The organism is Methylorubrum sp. SL192 (assembly GCF_026672325.1).
Classification (GTDB): Bacteria; Pseudomonadota; Alphaproteobacteria; order Rhizobiales; family Beijerinckiaceae; genus Methylobacterium; species Methylobacterium extorquens.
In genome coordinates this window covers 4,679,209-4,696,766 of the sequence record NZ_JAPPQV010000003.1, presented here as the reverse complement: position 1 = coordinate 4,696,766, position 17,558 = coordinate 4,679,209, and the positions used below count along the sequence as shown (strand labels likewise).

The 17,558-nt window shown below is 71.2% G+C and carries 17 protein-coding genes; 10 read left to right on the top strand and 7 right to left on the bottom strand.

Annotation, left to right across the window (positions count from 1 at the left end; genetic code table 11):
- The first annotated feature begins 37 nt into the window (after positions 1 to 37).
- The 3 genes from OVA30_RS22690 (at position 38) to putA (ending at position 7,172) form a co-directional block, all read left to right on the top strand.
- Positions 38 to 289 carry a hypothetical protein gene (locus tag OVA30_RS22690; protein WP_003603766.1) on the top strand — a complete coding sequence of 84 codons (252 nt, stop codon included), beginning with the start codon at positions 38 to 40 and terminating at the stop codon, positions 287 to 289.
- 160 nt (positions 290 to 449) lie between these two features.
- Positions 450 to 3,977 carry an AsmA family protein gene (locus OVA30_RS22685; protein ID WP_268177018.1) on the top strand — a complete coding sequence of 1,176 codons (3,528 nt, stop codon included), beginning with the start codon at positions 450 to 452 and terminating at the stop codon, positions 3,975 to 3,977.
- Between the two features lie 87 nt (positions 3,978 to 4,064).
- On the top strand, positions 4,065 to 7,172 hold the full coding sequence (gene putA, locus OVA30_RS22680; RefSeq protein WP_268177528.1) for a bifunctional proline dehydrogenase/L-glutamate gamma-semialdehyde dehydrogenase PutA: 3,108 nt from the start codon (positions 4,065 to 4,067) through the stop codon (positions 7,170 to 7,172).
- Between the two features lie 6 nt (positions 7,173 to 7,178).
- On the opposite strand, the gene OVA30_RS22675 is transcribed toward putA, so the two are convergent.
- Together OVA30_RS22675 and OVA30_RS22670 are read right to left on the bottom strand one after the other, a co-directional pair.
- A complete protein-coding gene (locus OVA30_RS22675; protein ID WP_003603627.1) occupies positions 7,179 to 7,421 on the bottom strand; it encodes a DUF2188 domain-containing protein in 243 nt (80 codons plus the stop codon).
- Positions 7,422 to 7,611: 190 nt separating this feature from the next.
- A complete protein-coding gene (locus OVA30_RS22670) occupies positions 7,612 to 7,839 on the bottom strand; it encodes a hypothetical protein (RefSeq protein WP_003603625.1) in 228 nt (75 codons plus the stop codon).
- 101 nt (positions 7,840 to 7,940) lie between these two features.
- Here OVA30_RS22670 and OVA30_RS22665 point away from each other — a divergent pair, with 101 nt between their 5' ends.
- Complete coding sequence (locus tag OVA30_RS22665; RefSeq protein ID WP_238506116.1) at positions 7,941 to 8,165, top strand: hypothetical protein; 225 nt, start codon at positions 7,941 to 7,943, stop codon at positions 8,163 to 8,165.
- 16 nt (positions 8,166 to 8,181) lie between these two features.
- Here OVA30_RS22665 and OVA30_RS22660 read toward each other — a convergent pair whose 3' ends face one another.
- Complete coding sequence (locus OVA30_RS22660) at positions 8,182 to 8,736, bottom strand: glutathione peroxidase (RefSeq protein WP_268177017.1); 555 nt, start codon at positions 8,734 to 8,736, stop codon at positions 8,182 to 8,184.
- 92 nt (positions 8,737 to 8,828) lie between these two features.
- Positions 8,829 to 9,299 carry a sensor histidine kinase gene (locus OVA30_RS22655; RefSeq protein WP_012605491.1) on the bottom strand — a complete coding sequence of 157 codons (471 nt, stop codon included), beginning with the start codon at positions 9,297 to 9,299 and terminating at the stop codon, positions 8,829 to 8,831.
- A 381-nt stretch (positions 9,300 to 9,680) separates the two neighbouring features.
- On the opposite strand from OVA30_RS22655, the gene argJ reads away from it, so the two are divergent.
- The 4 genes from argJ to OVA30_RS22635 are packed head-to-tail and all read left to right on the top strand — an operon-like array spanning position 9,681 to position 13,624.
- Positions 9,681 to 10,925 (top strand): bifunctional glutamate N-acetyltransferase/amino-acid acetyltransferase ArgJ, encoded by a 1,245-nt coding sequence (gene argJ / locus OVA30_RS22650; protein WP_268177015.1) that lies wholly within the window; start codon positions 9,681 to 9,683, stop codon positions 10,923 to 10,925.
- On the top strand, positions 10,922 to 11,644 hold the full coding sequence (locus OVA30_RS22645; RefSeq protein ID WP_268177014.1) for an SIMPL domain-containing protein: 723 nt from the start codon (positions 10,922 to 10,924) through the stop codon (positions 11,642 to 11,644). The genes argJ and OVA30_RS22645 overlap by 4 nt, the downstream gene beginning before the upstream one ends.
- Complete coding sequence (locus tag OVA30_RS22640) at positions 11,641 to 12,057, top strand: (deoxy)nucleoside triphosphate pyrophosphohydrolase (RefSeq protein WP_003603614.1); 417 nt, start codon at positions 11,641 to 11,643, stop codon at positions 12,055 to 12,057. Before OVA30_RS22645 ends, OVA30_RS22640 begins: the two co-directional genes overlap by 4 nt.
- Positions 12,058 to 12,088: 31 nt before the next feature.
- Entirely contained in the window at positions 12,089 to 13,624 is a 1,536-nt protein-coding gene (locus tag OVA30_RS22635; protein ID WP_268177013.1) for a DUF6880 family protein, read from the top strand.
- A 14-nt stretch (positions 13,625 to 13,638) separates the two neighbouring features.
- Here OVA30_RS22635 and OVA30_RS22630 read toward each other — a convergent pair whose 3' ends face one another.
- Together OVA30_RS22630 and OVA30_RS22625 are read right to left on the bottom strand one after the other, a co-directional pair.
- Complete coding sequence (locus OVA30_RS22630; protein ID WP_268177012.1) at positions 13,639 to 13,995, bottom strand: DUF427 domain-containing protein; 357 nt, start codon at positions 13,993 to 13,995, stop codon at positions 13,639 to 13,641.
- Positions 13,992 to 14,885, bottom strand: a complete 894-nt coding sequence (locus OVA30_RS22625) for a methyltransferase domain-containing protein (RefSeq protein WP_268177011.1) — start codon at positions 14,883 to 14,885, stop codon at positions 13,992 to 13,994. The genes OVA30_RS22630 and OVA30_RS22625 overlap by 4 nt, the downstream gene beginning before the upstream one ends.
- A 203-nt stretch (positions 14,886 to 15,088) precedes the next feature.
- On the opposite strand from OVA30_RS22625, the gene OVA30_RS22620 reads away from it, so the two are divergent.
- Both OVA30_RS22620 and OVA30_RS22615 read left to right on the top strand, forming a co-directional pair.
- Positions 15,089 to 15,316, top strand: coding sequence for a hypothetical protein (locus OVA30_RS22620; RefSeq protein ID WP_056500819.1), 228 nt, complete (start codon positions 15,089 to 15,091; stop codon positions 15,314 to 15,316).
- 29 nt (positions 15,317 to 15,345) lie between these two features.
- Entirely contained in the window at positions 15,346 to 16,113 is a 768-nt protein-coding gene (locus OVA30_RS22615; protein ID WP_268177010.1) for a ComF family protein, read from the top strand.
- Between the two features lie 80 nt (positions 16,114 to 16,193).
- On the opposite strand, the gene OVA30_RS22610 is transcribed toward OVA30_RS22615, so the two are convergent.
- On the bottom strand, positions 16,194 to 17,453 hold the full coding sequence (locus tag OVA30_RS22610; protein ID WP_003603607.1) for an MFS transporter: 1,260 nt from the start codon (positions 17,451 to 17,453) through the stop codon (positions 16,194 to 16,196).
- Positions 17,454 to 17,558 lie beyond the last annotated feature (105 nt).

The window sequence follows — 17,558 nt, the reverse complement described above, 5'->3', positions numbered from 1 at the left end:
GAAACCCGAACCCCTCATCGATGAAGGATGCGAGGCCATGCGCGCCCCGTCTCTCGCCCTCCTTACCCTGCTCACCACCCTGACTCCGGCACTGACGCCCGCTTGGGCCCAGAGCCCCGGCAATCGCGGCGCCACGAGCCGGCAGAACCAGTCGTTCGAGTACCAGAACCAGAACCGCAACTTCGAACAGCGCCAGACTTTGGAGAACAGCGCCATCCGCAACCAGATCCAGCGTGCGCCGCTCAACGTTCCGCCGCCGGCCGGGCCGTCCTTCGGCATCCGCCGCTGACACGCGGCGAAAGCTTGAGCGTGAGGTGCGGGCCGGCCGCGGCCTGTGCTATGGCCGCAGGAACGCGGGTTTCGCGCCGTTCAAAAGGCATCGGCCCTTCGAACGCGTGTGACACGCGAACGAAGTCCTGCGGTCCGCAGGCCAGGCGGAAGCGATAACGGTGCGTGATTCCCTGACCGCGCTCGCGGGCGCCGTCGTGCTGGTTCTCGTGGCGGCCCTTGCGGTGCCGCCGTTCATCGACTGGTCGGCTCATCGCGCGCTGATCGACCGCACGTTGAGCGACTCCCTCGGAGCCGGTGCCCGCAGCGAGGGCGCCATCGACCTGCGCCTGCTGCCCTCTCCGCATCTTCGCCTCGCGCGCCTCCGGCTCGGCGCCGCGGACGGGCCGGCCCTCGACGCGCAGGCGGTCGATGCGGAGATCGCGCTGGCGCCCCTGCTCAAGGGCGAGGTCCGCTTCGTCCAGACCTCGGTCGAGCGCGCCGGGCTTACCCTGCCGGTCTCCGACGAGGCGCTGCTGCTGCCGCGCGAACCGCAGACGCTGCGCCGCGACATCGTCATCGACGACCTGCGGATCCGGCGCCTCACGGTCGCCACTCTGCGGACGGGCGAGGCGCCGCAGGAGCAGTTCGCGGCCGAGAACCTTCGCCTCAGGGCGCCGGCGCTGGCCGGACCCTGGCTTGCGGAGGGGACGGCGAGGGGAAGCCCGTTCCACCTCGCCACCAGCGTGGCCGGCAGCGACGGCAGCCTCTCGCTGAAGCTGACCGGCGGCGGCGACACCATGCCCCGTCTGGAACTCGACGCCCGCATCACCCTCAAGCCCGAGGACGCATCGGATGCCGATCGGGTGCGCCGCGGCCTCGTGCCGGAAGCGGAGGGCACCGCGCGGCTCACCGTCGGGCCGCCGGTGCAGCCGGCAGGCGCCGTCCTACCGCTCACCCTGGCGGCCAAGTTCGCATCGCGCGGTCCCCTGGTGCAGGCCAAGACCGTCGAACTCGAACTCGACCCCGGCGGCAAGGCCGCCCGCCTGTCGGGCAATGGCCGCCTCGACCTGCGCGAGGCCCGGCTCGGCCTGACGCTGCGGACTCGCCGCCTCGACCTCGACGGGCTGCTGCTCTCCGGCGGTGCCCGCGGGCTGCTGGCGCAGGGGCTGACATCGGGCGCCCTGACGCCGCCGCTGCTGCTCGATCTCGATCTGTCCGCCGAGAGCGTCGCGCTCGGGCTCGACGACTGGGCCGATGTCGGGTTTCGCGGAACCTTCGATCGCACCGGCGGGCTCGTGCTGCGCCGCTTCGAGGGCAGGGCGCCGGGGGCCGCGACCGTCGCGGCGACCGGCGAGGCCGAGCTGTCGGGCTCGCCGCGTTTCACCGGGCATATCGACGTCGCGACACGCAACTCGGAGGCACTGGGGCGCTATCTCGGCCGCATCGGCGCCGAGGAGAGTGTCACGGCGATTCTCGACGGGCGCGCTTTCGAGATCGGCACGGACCTCTCGGCGGCCGGCACCGACCTCTCCCTGCGCAACCTGCGACTCGCCCTGGGTGAAGCCCGCGTCACCGGCAATGCCCGCTACCTGCGGGCCGATGCGAACGGGCGCGGTCGGCTCGACGCGCAGCTCTCGGCCACCGGCATCGACATCGCCGAGCTGCCCCCGCTCGGTGAGCTGATGTCCGGCCTTCACCGGCACGATCTCGGCCTGACGCTGAAGGCGCGCGACGTGCGCTACGGACCCGCCGGCGCCCATTCCGGCAACGGCACCATCGCGGTGAGCCTGCAATCGGACGGCGCCAGCCTCGTCGTCGATACGCTCGACATCGCCGACCTCGCAGGCGCGAGTGCCCAGCTCGCCGGACGGATCGCGCCTGATGGGTCGGGCCGGATCGAGGGCCGGGTGACGGCCGGCAAGGCGGCGCCGCTGCTGGCCCTGCTGGAACGCGGCTTCCTGCCCGAGGCCCGTTTCGTGCCGCAGAGTGTGCGCCAGAGCGGGCTGGCGCTCGATCTGACCCTGGAACGGGAATCGGGCGAGGCGGATGCCTTGCGCGCATCCGCGAAAGGCAAGGCGGGCGAAGGCGATCTCGACCTCGCGCTACTCACCCGCTCCGGCCGGATCGACCGCCTCGATGCCACGCTGACGACCCAGAAGACCGGCCGCTGGTTCGGCCGCGACGACATCGCCGCCCTGCGCCAACCGGGGCGCCTGCGGCTGACCGGCGCCCGGCCATCCGCCGAGGCCGGCCAGCAGAGCACGCCGCCGCTCGCGCTCGGCATCGAGGGCGATCTGGCCGGCCTCACGGTCTCGACGCCGCGCCCGATCCTGTTCGACGCCCTCGACCGCCCTCCGGCCGGTGGCACGCTGCGGCTGGCGGCCCCAGACCTCGCCCCCTTTCTGATCCTTGCCGGCAGTGCCGCCCCCGCGGCTGGGCCGTTGCCTGCGTCGCTCACCCTGGCCCTGTCGCGCCGGAGCGCCGCGCTGCACGCCGATGTCACGGGGCAGGTGGCGGCGACTGACCTGACCGCCGCCCTCGATCGTGCCCCGGACCGCGCGCTCACCGGCACCGCGACGCTCGCCCGCCTGTCCCTGCCGGCGCTGGTTGCGGCGACGATTTTGCCCACCGACACCGGCGGTCGCTTCGCCCCGGTGCCGGCGCAGCCGCAGGTCAACCTGAGCCTGACGATCGGCCAGCTCGATCTCGGCCGAGGACTCGTTGCCGACAGCGCAAGCCTGACGCTGGTGCGTGAGGGCGACGCGCTGAGCCTGCGCGACCTCTCGGCCGGTCTCGCCGGAGGGCGGCTCGGTGGCAGCATCACCCTGGCCCGGCCGGCGGGCGCCGCTGCGGTGTCGGGCGAGGGCAGCGTCGAGGGCGCCGATCTCAACGGCCTGATCGGGGCGGGGCCGGTCACGGGCCGACTTTCGGCCTCCCTGCGGTTCGGCGCCACGGGCGTGAGCCTCACCGCCCTGGCGAACGAATTCTCGGGCAATGGCGAGATCCGGCTCACCGACCTCGCGCTCCCTGGCGCCGACGCGGGCGCCGTGGACCGAGCGCTCGGCAAGGCGCTCGCCGAGGACGATCCCTTGCGCGAGGGTCGGCTCCAGGCGCTCGTGTCGGAAGAGCTATCCACCGGTCCGCTCCGGGCCAAGGGACCGGTTTCGGCCGCCTTCACCCTCTCCGCCGGCACCCTGCGCACCGCGCCGTTCGGCATCGATCTCGGCCCGGCGCGCTGGAACGGCACGCTCCAGGTCGATCTGCGCAACCGCACGCTCGACGCCCGCGGCGCCCTGACGGCGGCGGCCGGGCCGAAGGGTTGGACCGGGGCGGCGCCCTCGATCCAGCTCGGGTTCGGCGGTCCGCTGAGCGCGCCCGAGCGGCGGCTCGATGCGGCGCCCCTGACCACCGGACTCGCCGCCCTCGTGCTCCAGCGCGAGCTCGAGAAGATCGAGCTGTTCGACGCCGACCAGAGCGAGCGCCAGCGCCGCCGCGCCCGCATCGAGATGGACCGCGCCCGCCTTGCGGCCGAGGAGGCGGCACGGCAAGCCCGGATCAAGGCGCAGCAGGCCGCCGAGGAGGCGGCGCGGCTAGCCCGCCAGCGCGAGGCGGAGGAGGCCACCCGCCGCGCCCGGATCGAAGCCGAGCCGGCGCCCGCCCCGGCGACGCAGCCGCTCGACATCAGCCCGCCGAGCGCGCGACCGTAACAGCCGGCGCGGGGCGATCACGGAGCACCGATTTCGTGAGTGACGGAATCGGCCTGTCGGACGACAGAGAGAGTGCTACTCTTTCACATGACCGATGGCCCGATGTCTGCTCCGCGCTTTCAGGCCGCCTACGCCCCGGATGATGCCGCTTTGGCGGAGGCATTGCTGCGTGAGGCGCCCCTGCCGGCGGCCACGGAGGCGGCGGTCGATCGGCTCGCATCCGACCTGATCGGCGCGATCCGCGCGGATGCCGGCCACGGCGCCGTCGAGGCGTTGCTGCGGGAATATGCGCTGACGACCCGCGAAGGGCTTGCCCTCATGAGCCTCGCCGAGGCGCTGCTGCGGGTGCCCGATGCGGCCACCGCCGACCGGCTGATCGCCGACAAGCTGCGCGAGGGCGATTTCGTCCATCACGCGGTGCGTTCGGAAAGCGGCCTTGCCCATGCCGCGTCCTGGGCGCTCGGCCTCGGCGCCCGCCTCGTCGGCCCGCAGGACACGCCCGAGGCAACGCTGGGCAGCATGGTCCGTCGCCTCGGACGCCCGGCCGTGCGCGCGGCGGCCCACCGGGCGATGCGGGTGATGGGCGGGCAATTCGTGTTGGCCGAGGAGATCGGCGCGGCGCTCAAGCGGGCCGGCACGGGCACTGCCCGCCGTTCCCGCTTCTCCTTCGACATGCTCGGCGAGGGCGCCCGCACGGCGGACGACGCCGAGAGCTACCGCCAAGCCTATGCCCGCGCCATCGCCCGGATCGGGCGAGAAGCCGGCAACGCGCCGCTTCCGGCCCGGCCGGGCATCTCGGTCAAGCTGTCGGCGCTGCATCCGCGCTATACCCCGATGCAAGGGGCACGGGTGATGGCCGAGTTGGTGCCGGTGGTGCGCGACCTCGCCCGCGACGCCCGCGCGCACGACCTCAACTTCACCCTCGACGCCGAGGAGGCGGAGCGGCTCGAACTCTCCCTCGACGTGTTCGAGGCCGTGCTGGCCGATCCGGCATTGGCCGGCTGGGACGGATTCGGCCTCGCGATCCAGGCCTATTCGAAGCGCTGCCTTCCGGTGATCGATTACGTCGCAGAACTCGCCGAGCGGCACGACCGGCGGCTGATGGTGCGCCTCGTCAAGGGCGCCTACTGGGACACGGAAGTGAAGCTCGCCCAGACGCAAGGGGCGGCCGACTACCCCGTCTTCACCCGCAAGGCGATGACGGACCTGAACTATCTGGCCGCCGCCCGGCGGCTGCTGGCGCTGCGCCCGCGCCTCTACCCGCAATTCGCGACGCACAATGCGCAGACCGTGGCGAGCGTGCTCGGTCTGGCCGGGCTGCTCGATCGTCCCGCGGACGAGGAGGCCGGCTTCGAGTTCCAGCGCCTGCACGGCATGGGCGAGGCGCTTTACCAGCGGCTCGCCGAACGGGCGCCGGGCGTCGGCCAGCGGGTCTACGCGCCCGTCGGCGGCCACCGCGAGTTGCTCGCCTATCTCGTCCGCCGGCTGCTGGAGAACGGGGCGAACTCCTCGTTCGTGGCCCGCGCCGCCGATCCCTCGGTGCCGGCGGCCGAACTGCTCGCCCGGCCTCAGTCCCTGGTGGAGACGCCTTCGCAAGCCCGGCACCCCAAGATCCCGCTGCCGCGCGACCTGTTCGGACCTGAGCGCCGCAATTCTCCGGGGCTCGCCTTCGGCGACGGCGCGGCGCTGCGACGGTGGACTGATGCCGTCGCGCGGGCCGCCGGCCCCGCCGCGGCCGCGCCGATCATCGACGGCGCCGTCCAGACCGGCCGCGCCCGCCCGGTGAACAGCCCCATCGACGGCGCGGCCCTCGGAAGCGTCATTGAGGCGGCCCCCGCCACCGCCGCACTCGCCATGGAGGCGGCCGCGCGCGGCTTCCCCGCCTGGGCCGCGACGCCCGCCCGCGAGCGTGCCACCTGCCTGGAACGGGCGGCCGACGCCTTCGTGCGGGAGCAGGGCCGGCTGCTGCACCTGCTGCAAGCCGAGGCCGGCAAGACCCTCGACGACGCCGTGGCGGAGTGGCGCGAGGCGATCGACTTCCTGCGCTACTACGCGGCGCAGGGCCGGGATCTGTTCGGTGAACCGAAGGACTTGCCCGGCCCGGCGGGCGAGGCCAACAGCCTGCGCCTCGTCGGCCGGGGCGTGTTCGTCGCCGTCTCGCCCTGGAATTTCCCGCTCGCGATCTTCACGGGCCAGGTCGCGGCGGCGCTGATGGCCGGCAACGCCGTCGTCGCCAAGCCTGCGCCGCAGACGCCGTTGGTGGCGGATTTCGCCGTGCGCCTGCTCCATGCGGCCGGCATTCCCGGCAGCGCCCTTCACCTCGTCCCCGGCGGTCCGGAGACTGGCGCCGCACTGATCGAGCATCCGGCCCTGTCCGGCGTGGTCTTCACCGGCTCGACCGCGACGGCGCAGCGGATCAACCGGGCGCTCGCCGCCCGCGACGGCGCGATCCTGCCGCTGATCGCCGAGACCGGCGGAATTAATGCGATGATCGTCGATGCCACGGCGCTTCCCGAGCAGGTGGCCGACGATGTGGTGGTCTCGGCTTTCCGCTCCGCTGGCCAGCGCTGCTCGGCCCTGCGCCTGCTCCTCGTGCAGGAGGATGTCGCCGACCGGATGATCGCGGCCGTGGCCGGCGCGGCGCGGGAGCTGGCGGTCGGCGACCCCCGCGATCTGGCCACCGATCTCGGTCCGGTGATCGACGCGGGCGCCAAGCAACGGCTCGACGCACATATCGCGGCCATGACCGCCTCGGCGCGGCTGCACTATGCCGGTGCGGCGCCGGGCGGCCTCACCGTGGCGCCTCATATCTTTGAAATCGGCGGCGTCGCCGACCTGCGGGAGGAGGTGTTCGGGCCCATCCTCCATGTCGCCCGCTACCCAGCGGACGGCCTCGGCTCGGTCATCGCGGCGATCCGGGCCGGCGGCTACGGGCTCACCCTCGGCATCCATTCGCGGATCGAGGAGACCGCCGAGCGCATCGCCGAGGCCCTGCCGCACGGCAACGTCTACGTGAACCGCAACATGATCGGTGCCGTCGTCGGCAGCCAGCCCTTCGGTGGCTCCGGCCTGTCGGGCACCGGCCCGAAGGCCGGCGGTCCGCATTATCTCGCCCGCTTCGCCACGGAGCGGACGCTGACCGTCAACACCGCCGCTGCGGGCGGCAGCGTCGGCCTCATCACCCTTGAGGGTTGAGGCGGTTTAGTCCTCCACCACCCGGGCCACCGGCCGGTCGCTGCCCTGCGCGGTCTCGTCGTGCCACTGGCCGCGCCCGTCTTGATAGCGAATGCCTTCGGTCGAGCCCGGAACCTGCTGCTCGGCGGCGGCGGCCTGCGCCGCCTGCAACGCCTCCGCCCGACTCGGGAAGGTCTCCGAGAACACGTCTCCGACCTTGTAGGCGAAGCCGCCGTCGTGCTCGACGATATGGTAGGTCACCTCGGTCATCGCAAAATCCCGTTCGTTTCCAACGTGCTTCGTTTCACGTGCCTAGAGCATCGTCCTGGAAAAATGATCCAGGACGATGCTCTAGGCACCTGTTTTTGCATCATCTTTTTCCGAAAGCCGGCAGCCACCTTTCGGGACGATGCTCCAGTGCCCGAACCGGTCGGGATGCCGGAGGTTCCGTTCGACCACCTCAATGCCGTGTCGGCGCCCGGCGCGGGAGGCGGGCCACCGCGGCCTCGCAGCCGGCGATCAGGGAGCCGCGCACGTCGTCCCGGTCGAAGCCGACGCCCTCGGGAAAAGCGACGACATGGGCCTCGGTCCAGCCTTCGGGCCGGATATGCGCGATCCATCCCTCCGGCGTCCGCTCGAAGCGAACCTCGTATTCGGTGCCGTCCTGCTCGAAGCTGTGCGGTTCCATGGCGCGATCTTTCCGGCCGCAATGATGACGCGACCGGCTGGCATGTGGGGAGGCGCCCCATGCCGGCGCGAGTCCCCGCCGACCGGAAAATCTCACTGCCGATGCGCCCGAGCACCGTCTTTGCAGCCGCGAGCCTCTGCCTCGCTGCCCTGCCATGCCGGGCCCAAGGCGTGCCGTCGAACCCCTTCGCCTCGAACTACCCTTCGGCGCCGCCGCGCATGGTCGAGCGGGAGGGGCGCCTTCAGGCCCCGCGCGCTCGGCGTCCCCTGCCACCGGGGCGGGTCGGGCGCGGGCTGCTGCCGCCGGCCGACGTTCCGGGCCGGTAAGCGAACGGCGCCTTGCTCAGGCCTGCCCTAGTTCCGCAACGATGGCGCTGACGATGCGCGGATCGCTCGGATCGACCTGGGTCGCGAAGGCCGCGCGCAGGGTGCCGTCACGGCCGACGAGATACTTGTGGAAGTTCCATTGCGGGCTCTGCCCCGGCTTCTGCTCGGCCGCCCAGCGGTAGAACGGGTGGGCGGCCGGCCCCCGCACATGGGTCTTATCCGTGACCGGGAAGGTGACGCCGTGGTTCTTTCGCGCGGCATCGGCGATGGCGGCGCCGTCGAGCGGCTCCTGATTGCCGAAATCGGGCGAGGGCACCGCGATCACCGTCAGGCCCCGCCCGCCGAAGCGGGTCCAGAGACCTTGAAGGCCGACGAATTGCGGAGCGTAGCCGCAGGCCGTGGCGGTGTTGACCACGAGGATGGGTTTGCCGGCATAGGCCGAGAGCGGAAGGCCGCCGCCCTCCGGCTTGTCGAAGGCAAAGGCGCTCGCCGGCCCGGCTTCCGCGGCATGGGCGCGGCTCACCCCAAGAACGGCGAGCATCGCAAGGCAGTCGCGGCGGCGAATCGTCATGGCGTTGTGTCCTCCGGCTCGGAGGCTGCCATACCCGGCCGGCCGTCGGGTACGGGCCGGATCGTCGCGGGCGCGGCAATCGGGAGGCGGAATCAGCCGGCGCGGGCCGCCATCGCCTCACGAACCGAGGAGGCGACGGCTTCCTCCTCGCCCAGGGAGGATATCAGCAGCGCGTCCGCTGGGACGAGGTCGGCACAGTCGTTGACCGCCGAATCGCAGGCGACGACGATGCCGAGGTTCGGTCTCAACGCACGCGCCTCCGCGGCGAGTTCGCTGAGGCCGAGCGCGCCGTGCAGTTCGGCATCGGTCACGAGAACATCGACGGGCAGGCCGAGTACCAGCACGGTAAGGGCATCGACGGCCGAATCGACGGAGATGGCGCTATAGCCGGCGCGCCGGATCTGCCCGTTGATCTCATCGCGCCACTGCTTGCGGCGCCCGGCGACCAGCACCTGGACCCCGTAGCAACTGCGCGGCGCCGCGACGGCGCCCACCTGTAAGTCCGAGCGAACGGGATCGAGGTCGATGGTCACTTCCTCACGATCTTGGGTGCGCTGCATCATTCTAGGTTAAGCAGGTTACACAAGGCATTCAAGCGGCAACGCCCGACGGTAGCGATGGTGCATTTTTCGAGACACACTTTCTGTCGAAGATTTCGCAACGGGACTCGGGAGGCCTTTGTCTTCTGCGCCGCAGAGTTGCATCACCGAAAGGCGGGCTAGCCCGACCGATCCGGTCCGCGGCCCTCACAGGAGCGGCAGCGCCAGGAACGCGCCTTCTCACGGCCACGGGCCCCACCCGGCGTGTTGACGTGAGGCCCGGCGGGCGCAAGACAGCGACCCGCGACCCACGACTTTCATGCCCGTGTCGCCTGCGCATGCGAGGCCGCCCCTCCCGACGCGGCCGAATGGGCGAGAGCGGGCACGAGACGGAGCCGACGACCGATGTCATCCACCGAGATCTCCCCCCTGGCACCCGCCACCTCGCCGTCGCTGCCGGAGATCGCGGGCGTGCGCATCGCCACGGCCCAGGCCGGTATCCGCTACAAGAACCGCACGGACGTGCTCTACGTCGCCCTGGCCGAGGGCACGGAAGTGGCGGGCGTCTTCACCCGCTCGCGCTGCCCCTCGGCACCGGTGGATTGGTGCCGCGACGCCCTGAAGGCGGGCAAGGGCGCGCGGGCGCTCGTGGTGAATTCGGGCAATGCCAACGCCTTCACCGGGCTCAAAGGTCGTGAGGCCGTGGCGCTGACCGCCGACATCGCCGGCCGTGTTGCCGCTTGCGCCCCGGAGGCGGTGATGATCGCCTCCACCGGCGTGATCGGCGAGCCGCTCGACGCGCGCAAGTTCGACGGCGTGCTGGCCGACTGCGCCGGGCGCGCCGAGGGCGGTGCCGAGGCCTGGGCGCAGGCGGCGCAGGCGATCATGACGACCGACACCTTCCCGAAGCTGGCCACCCGGCGAGTCGAGATCGACGGGGTGCCGGTGACGATCAACGGCATCGCCAAGGGCGCGGGCATGATCGCCCCCGATATGGCGACGATGCTCTCCTTCGCCTTTACCGACGCGGCTTTGCCGCGGGACGTGCTCCAGGACCTGCTGAGCGCGGGCACGAAGACCTCGTTCAACTGCGTGACGGTGGACGGCGACACTTCCACCTCCGACACGCTGCTGCTCTTCGCCACCGGTGCCGCCGGCAATGCGGCGGTGACGCGGGCGGACGATCCGCGGCTCGCCGGCTTCCGGGCCGCTCTGGACGACCTGCTGATCGAACTCGCTCAGCTCGTTGCGCGGGACGGGGAGGGCGCCAACAAGCTCGTGACCGTCGAGGTCGAAGGCGCCGAGAGCGATCAGTCCGCGCACCGCATCGCCATGTCGATCGCCAACTCGCCCCTCGTGAAGACCGCGGTGGCCGGCGAGGACGCCAATTGGGGCCGCGTGGTGATGGCGGTCGGCAAGGCCGGCGAGCCCGCCGACCGCGACCGCCTCGCAATCTGGTTCGGCGATGTGCGCGTCGCGGTGCAGGGCGCCCGCGACCCCGATTACAGCGAGGAGGCGGCCAGCGCCGTGATGCGGCGGCCCGAGATCACCCTGCGGGTCGATCTCGGCCTCGGCCAGGGCCGGGCGCGTGTTTGGACCTGCGACCTCACCAAGGCCTACGTCGCCATCAACGGGGACTATCGCTCGTGAGGTTCTTCTCCGCGCTGGCCGTTCCCGTCCTGCTCCTCACCGTGGCGGCACCCGCCATGGCCGACGACGAAACCGGCCGCATCCGGGTGATCGGCCGGGCCTCCCAGGAGGTCGCGCCGGACTTCGCCTCCGTCGAGATCGGCGTCGAGACCGGCGGCGCCACGCCGGCCGCCGCCCTCGATGCCGCGAGCCAGGCGGCGAAGGGCATCGTTGCGAGCGCAAAGGAGATGGGCGTGGCGGAGGCCGATATCGGCACCTCCTCGATCACCCTCCAGCCGCGGACCAAGACCGTCCGCCAGCCCGACGGAACGATGGGCGAGCGGGATGACGGCTACACCGCGGGCAACCGCGTGCGGGTGCGCCTGGCCGAGATGGGCAAGCTCGGCGAACTGATGCGGCGCACCCTCGAATCCGGTGCCAACCGGATCCAGGGGATCAGCTTCGGCCTGCGCGACCCGGCCGCGGCGGAGGCCGCCGTGCAGGTCGCCGCGGTCAAGGATGCGCGCGCCCAGGCCGAGCGCATCGCGGAGGCGACCGACGTGAAACTCGGCACCGTCGTCTCGATCGAATCGCCGCCGCGGGCCGAATCGCCCCGCCCCATGCCCTACGGCATGGCGATGAAGGCGGCGGCCCCCCGTGGCCGCACCGCCGTGCCGGTCGTGGCAGGATCGATCGAGACCTCGGCCGAGGTCGATGCCGTGTTCGCGATCGGCCGATGAGCACGCCGCTCAAGCTCCTGCTCGTCGTCGCGGCGGCCCTGGTCGATGCCGACGGGCGCGTGCTCATGGCTCAGCGCCCCGAGGGCAAGGCGCTGGCTGGCCTCTGGGAGTTTCCCGGCGGCAAGGTCGAGCCCGGCGAGCGGCCGGAGGAGACGCTGATCCGCGAGCTCGCCGAGGAACTCGGCATCACGGTGAAGGAGCCCTGCCTCGCGCCGCTGACCTTCGCGAGTCACGCCTACCCGGATTTCCACCTTCTGATGCCGCTCTACATCTGTCGGCGCTGGGAGGGGCTTCCGCAGTCGCGCGAGGCGCAGGCGCTCCGCTGGGTGCGGCCCGGCGGCTTGCGCGATCTGCCGATGCCGCCGGCCGATCTGCCGCTGATCCCCTTCCTGATCGATCTGCTCGGACCCTGACCGGGCCCGAGGCCTGAGAGGGACGGGAGCGATGGCGCGACGGGCAAAGGCGGCGGTCGAGAAGGCGGCGGAGGCGCCGACGCCGGCCGCGGCGACGCTGCGAAAGTCCAGGAGCACCACGCCGACTGCGGAAAACCTCGCAGCCCTCAGCCAGGAGCGGCTGATCGCCCTGATCCTCCAGGAGGTCGGCCAGAGCGCGCCCTTCAAGAAGCGGGTGAGTGCCGCGATCGCCGCGCTCCAAGGGCCGGACCGGGTGGCGGCCCTGATCGACCGCCGCCTTTCGGCGCTGGAAAAGGCCCGCGGCTATATCGACTGGCAGAAGCGCCGCGCCTTTGTCGCCGACCTCGATGCCACTCTCGCGACCATCATCGCCGACCTGAAGCCGCTCGATGCCGGCATGGCCCTCGACCGGCTGCTCCGTTTCCTCCGCGGCGCGAGCGCCACGCTGGAGCGGGTCGATGATTCCAGCGGGCAGGTGCACGGCCTCTACGAGGCGGCTGCGGAAGCCGCCGCGGGCCTCGCGGCGGGGCTTTCGGCGGATGCCGCGCTGAGCTTCGCGACCCGCGCCCTCGACGGTCTCGACGACGACGGCTTCGGCCTCGTCGGCGCGTTGCTGGTCGATCTCCTGCCGAAGCTGCCGAAGGCGGCGCTCGAACCGCTCGACGCACATCTGGTCGAAGCCCTCGCCAAGCTTCCGGCCTCGGCCGGGAAGAAGGCCGGCCCGGCCGCATCCGAGAGGGCCGGGCAGGAATGGGAGCGGCGCTATCAGCGCCTGAGTCTCACCCGCCTGCGTCAGGTCATCGCCGACGCTCGCGGCGATGCCGACGCGTTCATCGCCCTCGAATTGGAGATGTCGCCCGAGCGGCCCGACCTCGCGGCGGTCGCCGAGCGGCTGCTCGCGGCGGGCCGCGCCGAGGAAGCGCTCGACTGGATCCGCCGCAAGCAGAAACGCGGCACGGCCGTGGTGACGCGCGAGGATCTGATCGTCGGCGGATTCGATCCCGAAGGTCCGGAACGTGAGCGCGAGGCGGTCGAGATCCGAATCCTCGATGCGCTCGGCCATAAGGACGAGGCGCAGGCGCTCCGCTGGTCGCGGTTCGAGAAGAGCCTCGATCCGCAGGCCTTACGCGATTACCTCGCCCGCCTGCCGGATTTCGAGGATGAGGAGGCGCTGGAGCGCGCCTTCGCCCATGCCGCGAGCCGGAAGGACCCGCATGGCGGCCTCTACTTCCTGATCCGCTGGCCGAATCTGGACCGCGCCGCCCGCCTCGTGCTCGACCGGCGCGAGGCGTGGTCGGGCCGCATCTGGGAGCTTCTGGCCCCGGCGGCCGAGGCACTGGAGCCGGACCATCCGCTCGCGGCGAGCGTGCTCTACCGCGCGCTCATCGACGACATCCTCGAACGCGGCCGCTCGCCCGCCTACGGCCACGGCGCGCGCCATCTGACGCGGCTCGGCGAACTCGCACGGGAGTTGGCGCCGGGCGATCTGACGCCGAGCCACGCCGAATACGTGGCGCAGCTTCGCAAGGCGCATGGGCGCAAGTCCGGGTTCTGGTCGCAGGTGTAAGGGTGAGGCGAGACTCACGCCTCGATGGCATCGACCCGGCCGGGATAGAAGGCGACGTGGCCGCGGATGCGGGCTACCGCCGGAAACGGATTCTCGTAGGACCACGCCGCCGCTTCCCGTGTCGCGCCGCCGGCGGTCAGGTCGAAATAGAAGGCCTCGCCCTTGTAGGGGCAGAAGGTTCGCCTCGGGTTGGGAGCGAGCGCGTCCGCGGCGACATCCTCGCGCGGGAGGTAGAGAACGGAGTCGTAGCCCGCCTCGCAGAGTTTCAGCGCACGCCGCGTCTCGGCGACGATGCGCCCGCCGAGCCGCACCCGCACGGGCGTCGGGTGGGGCGTGATGGTGATCGGGTGGGCGGGGCCGGGTTCCTTCATGCTGGCTCCTCCCGGATCGGAAACCGGTGCTCGGCGGCGCCGAGCGCATCCGCGAGTCGCGCCTTGGCGCTGCCGGGCCGAAGCGGCTTCTGCTGGCTCTCATGCGGTGCCCAGCCGGACAGCCACAAAATCTCGAAGGTCGCCCGCAGCCGCCCGTCCGGATCGGAGAAACGCTCGGCATAGATCGCAGCGGCCCGCATCAGCGTGGCCCGGCGCAGCGGCGCACGGCGCCGGTCGTGCAGGGCATTGGTCAGCCCCATCGCCCGCAGATCGCGCATCAGCGAGAAAGGGTCGCCGTAGCGCACGGTGATGGTGTCCGCGTCCACGACCGGCAGGGCGAAGCCCGCCCTCTGAAGCAGGCCGCCGAGGTCGCGCAGTTCGGCAAAGGGCGCCACACGCGGGCTCGCGCCGCCTTCGGTCTCGCTCTCGGCCTGGAGGAAGGCCTGGCGCAGCTCCGTCAGCGTCGCCCCTCCGAGGAGGCCGGCGAGGAACAGGCCATCGGGCTTGAGCGCACGGCGCACCTGCAGCAGGGCGCCCGGCAGGTCGTTGACGTGCTGAAGCGCCAGGGCCGACACCGCGAGGTCGAACCCGGCATGTCCACCGAACGGCAGCACTTCAGGGTCTCCGACCACCGACCCGCCCGGCTCGGAGACCGGAGCGAGGCGGATCATCCGCTCGACGCGTCCGGTCTGCAGCAGGCGCTCGGATACGAGGGGAAGCGGTGTGCCGAGATCGAGCCCGAGGGGAAAGGAACGGGTGACCGCCGCCAGACGATCCTCCAGATCCTCGGCGACCCGCTCGAGCAGGAAACCGGCATAACCCGATCTCCGCGCGCGCGCGATGCGTCGTCGAACAAGGGCGGGATCAAACAGGGGGGCGGACTCGTTCATCGATCGGGGAGATGGGGCTCCGAGGGCATGACGGCCAGGGCGTAAGTTCAGCCCCGACCTTATGTCCGTAGGCATCCTTCCGGCAGTGTAAGGCGCGGTTTCACGATTTCGCGAATCATGCCTCTACACTATCGTCTGGTCGGGATGGTCTTGGAACGGAAACCGGGTCTCTCCGTTTTGCTCGTCGATCGAGGAGATTGAAGATGACACGGATTTTGATCCGCGCCGCTCTGATCCTTGCCGCCGTGGCGCTGGCCAGCACCGCGGAGGCCAAGGGTTGCTTGAAGGGTGCTGCGGTGGGTGGCGTGGCCGGGCACATGGCCGGGCACGGCGTCATGGGTGCCGCGGCCGGATGTGCCATCGGCCGGCATCAAGCGAACAAGAAGGATAAGGCCGCACAGCAGGGCGGTCAGGGAAATAGCGCGCGCTAACGGCGTCGTGTGACAACGATCGGCTCTTGATGGCAGCGCCCGGCCCTCCCGCTCTGAGTGGTGGGATCCGGCGCATCGCTTCGACCCTCATTGGCCTGATTTATCCGCCGACCTGCGTATCCTGCGGAGCGGCGACGGGTCAGCCGCACGCTCTCTGCGCCGCCTGCTGGAGCGGTTTGCGGCTGATCGAGCGGCCCTATTGCGAGCGGCTCGGCACTCCCTTTGCCCTGGATCTCGGTGTCGGCCGCCTGTTGTCGCCCCGCGCGATCGCCGAACCGCCGGCTTTCGGTCGGGCCCGGGCGGCCGCCGTCTACGAGGGCACCGCACGCGACCTCGTTCACCGTCTCAAATACAACGACCGCCTCGATCTCGCTCGGACCATGGCCCGCATGATGGCCTCGGCCGGGCGTGAGCTGCTGGACGAGGCCGAGTTGATCCTGCCCGTGCCTCTGCACGGCCTGCGCCTCTGGCGCCGGCGCTTCAACCAGTCGGCCCTGCTGGCTCGAGAGATCGCGAAGGTTTCGGGAACGCCGTGCGACCTGCGGGCGCTCGCCCGTGTGAAGGCGACACGGCCCCAGGTCGGCCTGACCCGCCATCAGCGCGCGATGAACCTTCAGGGTGCCTTTCGTGTGCCGGACGACGCGCGGTCGCGGATCGCCGGCCGGCGCCTCCTGCTGATCGACGACGTGGCCACAACCGGTGCCACGGGCAACGCCGCCGCACGGGTGCTGCTGCGCGGCGGTGCGGCGAGCGTCGATCTCCTCACCTTCGCGACCGTGACGTGGGACGGGTTGTAGGCCCGCCCGTCCCTGAGAACGGAAACGGGGGCCGCAAGGGCCCCCGTCCAACCGATCCATTTCGGACGGAGCGATGCGTCTTACGCGTTTGCCGGTTCCATGCGGCCCCCGGCCTGAACCTGCGCCTCGGCCGGCTGGTCGAGCACCTTGCCGCGGGGCCCGACCCAGGCGCCGACCCACTTGCGCTGCCATAGGAACAGGCAGCCGAGCACGAGGCCGGTGAACAGGGCGTAGGCCACGAAGCCGGTGGCGAACCCGCCGGTGTACTGCTTCGAGAAGCCCATGACGTTGGGCAGGATCGCGCCGCCGAGCGCCCCGACCTCGCCGATCATCGAGCCGGCCACCGCGGTATTGGTCGGCCAGCGCAGGGGCACGAGCTGGAACAGCGCGCCGTTGCCGGCGCCGAGTGCGGCGAAGCAGAGCATGAACAGCAGCGTCGTCACCGCGAGCGAGGGCGTGGCGGTCAGCGCCAGGAACGAGCCGATTGCGGCCAGCAGCACCAGGGAGAGGACGAGGATGCCGCCCATTCGGTCGGCGAAGTAGCCGCCGAGGATGCGGATGCCGGAACCCATCAGGGCGGCTAGCATCGTCAGGCGCCCGGCCTCGACCTTCGTGACCGCGAACTGCTCGTAGAAGAAGGTCGGCAGGAAGTTCGACAGGCCGATGAAGCCGCCGAAGGTGATGATGTAGATCAGCGAGAACGACCAGCCGTCCTTGGTGAACAGGCAGGAGACGTGCTCCTTGAAGGTCTGGCCGTGGCAGTCCGGCGGCTCCTTGGCGAGAAAGATCATCACGAGGATCGGGATGATCATCACGAGGCCGGCAAAGCCGTAGACCGCCTGCCAGCCATAGGCCTGGGCCAGCGGCGGCGCGAACAGCACGGCGAGCACGGTGCCGGAATTGCCGGCGCCCGCGATGCCCATGGCGAGCCCCTTGTGCTCCGGCGGGAACCAGCCCGAGCCGAGCGACAGCGCCACGCCGAACGAGGCGCCGGCGATGCCGAGCAGCACGCCCATGGCGAGCACGTCGTTATAGGAGGAGACGAAGAAGAAGCCGTAGGCCATCGCCAAAACGATGACGCCCATCTCCGTCAGTGCCGCGTTCTTGCGACCGATATACTGAGCCAGGATTCCGAGCGGAAAGCGCATGATCGCGCCGGCCAGGATCGGAAGCGAGATCATGAAGCCGGTCTGGGCCGGGGTGAGGCCGTAGGTCTCGGTGATGAACGGGCCCATGGCGCCGTTGAGCACCCAGATCGCGAAGCAGAAATCGAAATAGAGGAACGCGGCGAACAGGGTCGGGGGGTGGCCCGACTTCATCACGGTCTTGAAGGATGCCATCGGCGTGCTCGTTGGGCTCGAAGACGCGCCGCTGGTCTAAACCGGGCGCGGTCTCTCATGCGGAAGAGTGTGTCCGGACATGCGCCGTCCGAGCGCGAGGCGCCG

Excerpts from the sequence above, each read along its gene's own strand:
- OVA30_RS22615 (WP_268177010.1), top strand. The coding sequence starts at position 15,346 with ATGGCAGCGCCCGGCCCTCCCGCTCTGAGTGGTGGGATCCGGCGCATC.
- OVA30_RS22675 (WP_003603627.1), bottom strand. The coding sequence starts at position 7,421 with ATGACCGAGGTGACCTACCATATCGTCGAGCACGACGGCGGCTTCGCC.
- OVA30_RS22635 (WP_268177013.1), top strand. The coding sequence starts at position 12,089 with ATGGCGCGACGGGCAAAGGCGGCGGTCGAGAAGGCGGCGGAGGCGCCG.
- OVA30_RS22625 (WP_268177011.1), bottom strand. The coding sequence starts at position 14,885 with ATGAACGAGTCCGCCCCCCTGTTTGATCCCGCCCTTGTTCGACGACGC.
- OVA30_RS22655 (WP_012605491.1), bottom strand. The coding sequence starts at position 9,299 with ATGATGCAGCGCACCCAAGATCGTGAGGAAGTGACCATCGACCTCGAT.
- OVA30_RS22630 (WP_268177012.1), bottom strand. The coding sequence starts at position 13,995 with ATGAAGGAACCCGGCCCCGCCCACCCGATCACCATCACGCCCCACCCG.
- OVA30_RS22620 (WP_056500819.1), top strand. The coding sequence starts at position 15,089 with ATGACACGGATTTTGATCCGCGCCGCTCTGATCCTTGCCGCCGTGGCG.
- OVA30_RS22690 (WP_003603766.1), top strand. The coding sequence starts at position 38 with ATGCGCGCCCCGTCTCTCGCCCTCCTTACCCTGCTCACCACCCTGACT.
- putA (WP_268177528.1), top strand. The coding sequence starts at position 4,065 with ATGACCGATGGCCCGATGTCTGCTCCGCGCTTTCAGGCCGCCTACGCC.
- OVA30_RS22670 (WP_003603625.1), bottom strand. The coding sequence starts at position 7,839 with ATGGAACCGCACAGCTTCGAGCAGGACGGCACCGAATACGAGGTTCGC.
- argJ (WP_268177015.1), top strand. The coding sequence starts at position 9,681 with ATGTCATCCACCGAGATCTCCCCCCTGGCACCCGCCACCTCGCCGTCG.
- OVA30_RS22665 (WP_238506116.1), top strand. The coding sequence starts at position 7,941 with ATGCGCCCGAGCACCGTCTTTGCAGCCGCGAGCCTCTGCCTCGCTGCC.
- OVA30_RS22640 (WP_003603614.1), top strand. The coding sequence starts at position 11,641 with ATGAGCACGCCGCTCAAGCTCCTGCTCGTCGTCGCGGCGGCCCTGGTC.
- OVA30_RS22660 (WP_268177017.1), bottom strand. The coding sequence starts at position 8,736 with ATGACGATTCGCCGCCGCGACTGCCTTGCGATGCTCGCCGTTCTTGGG.
- OVA30_RS22610 (WP_003603607.1), bottom strand. The coding sequence starts at position 17,453 with ATGGCATCCTTCAAGACCGTGATGAAGTCGGGCCACCCCCCGACCCTG.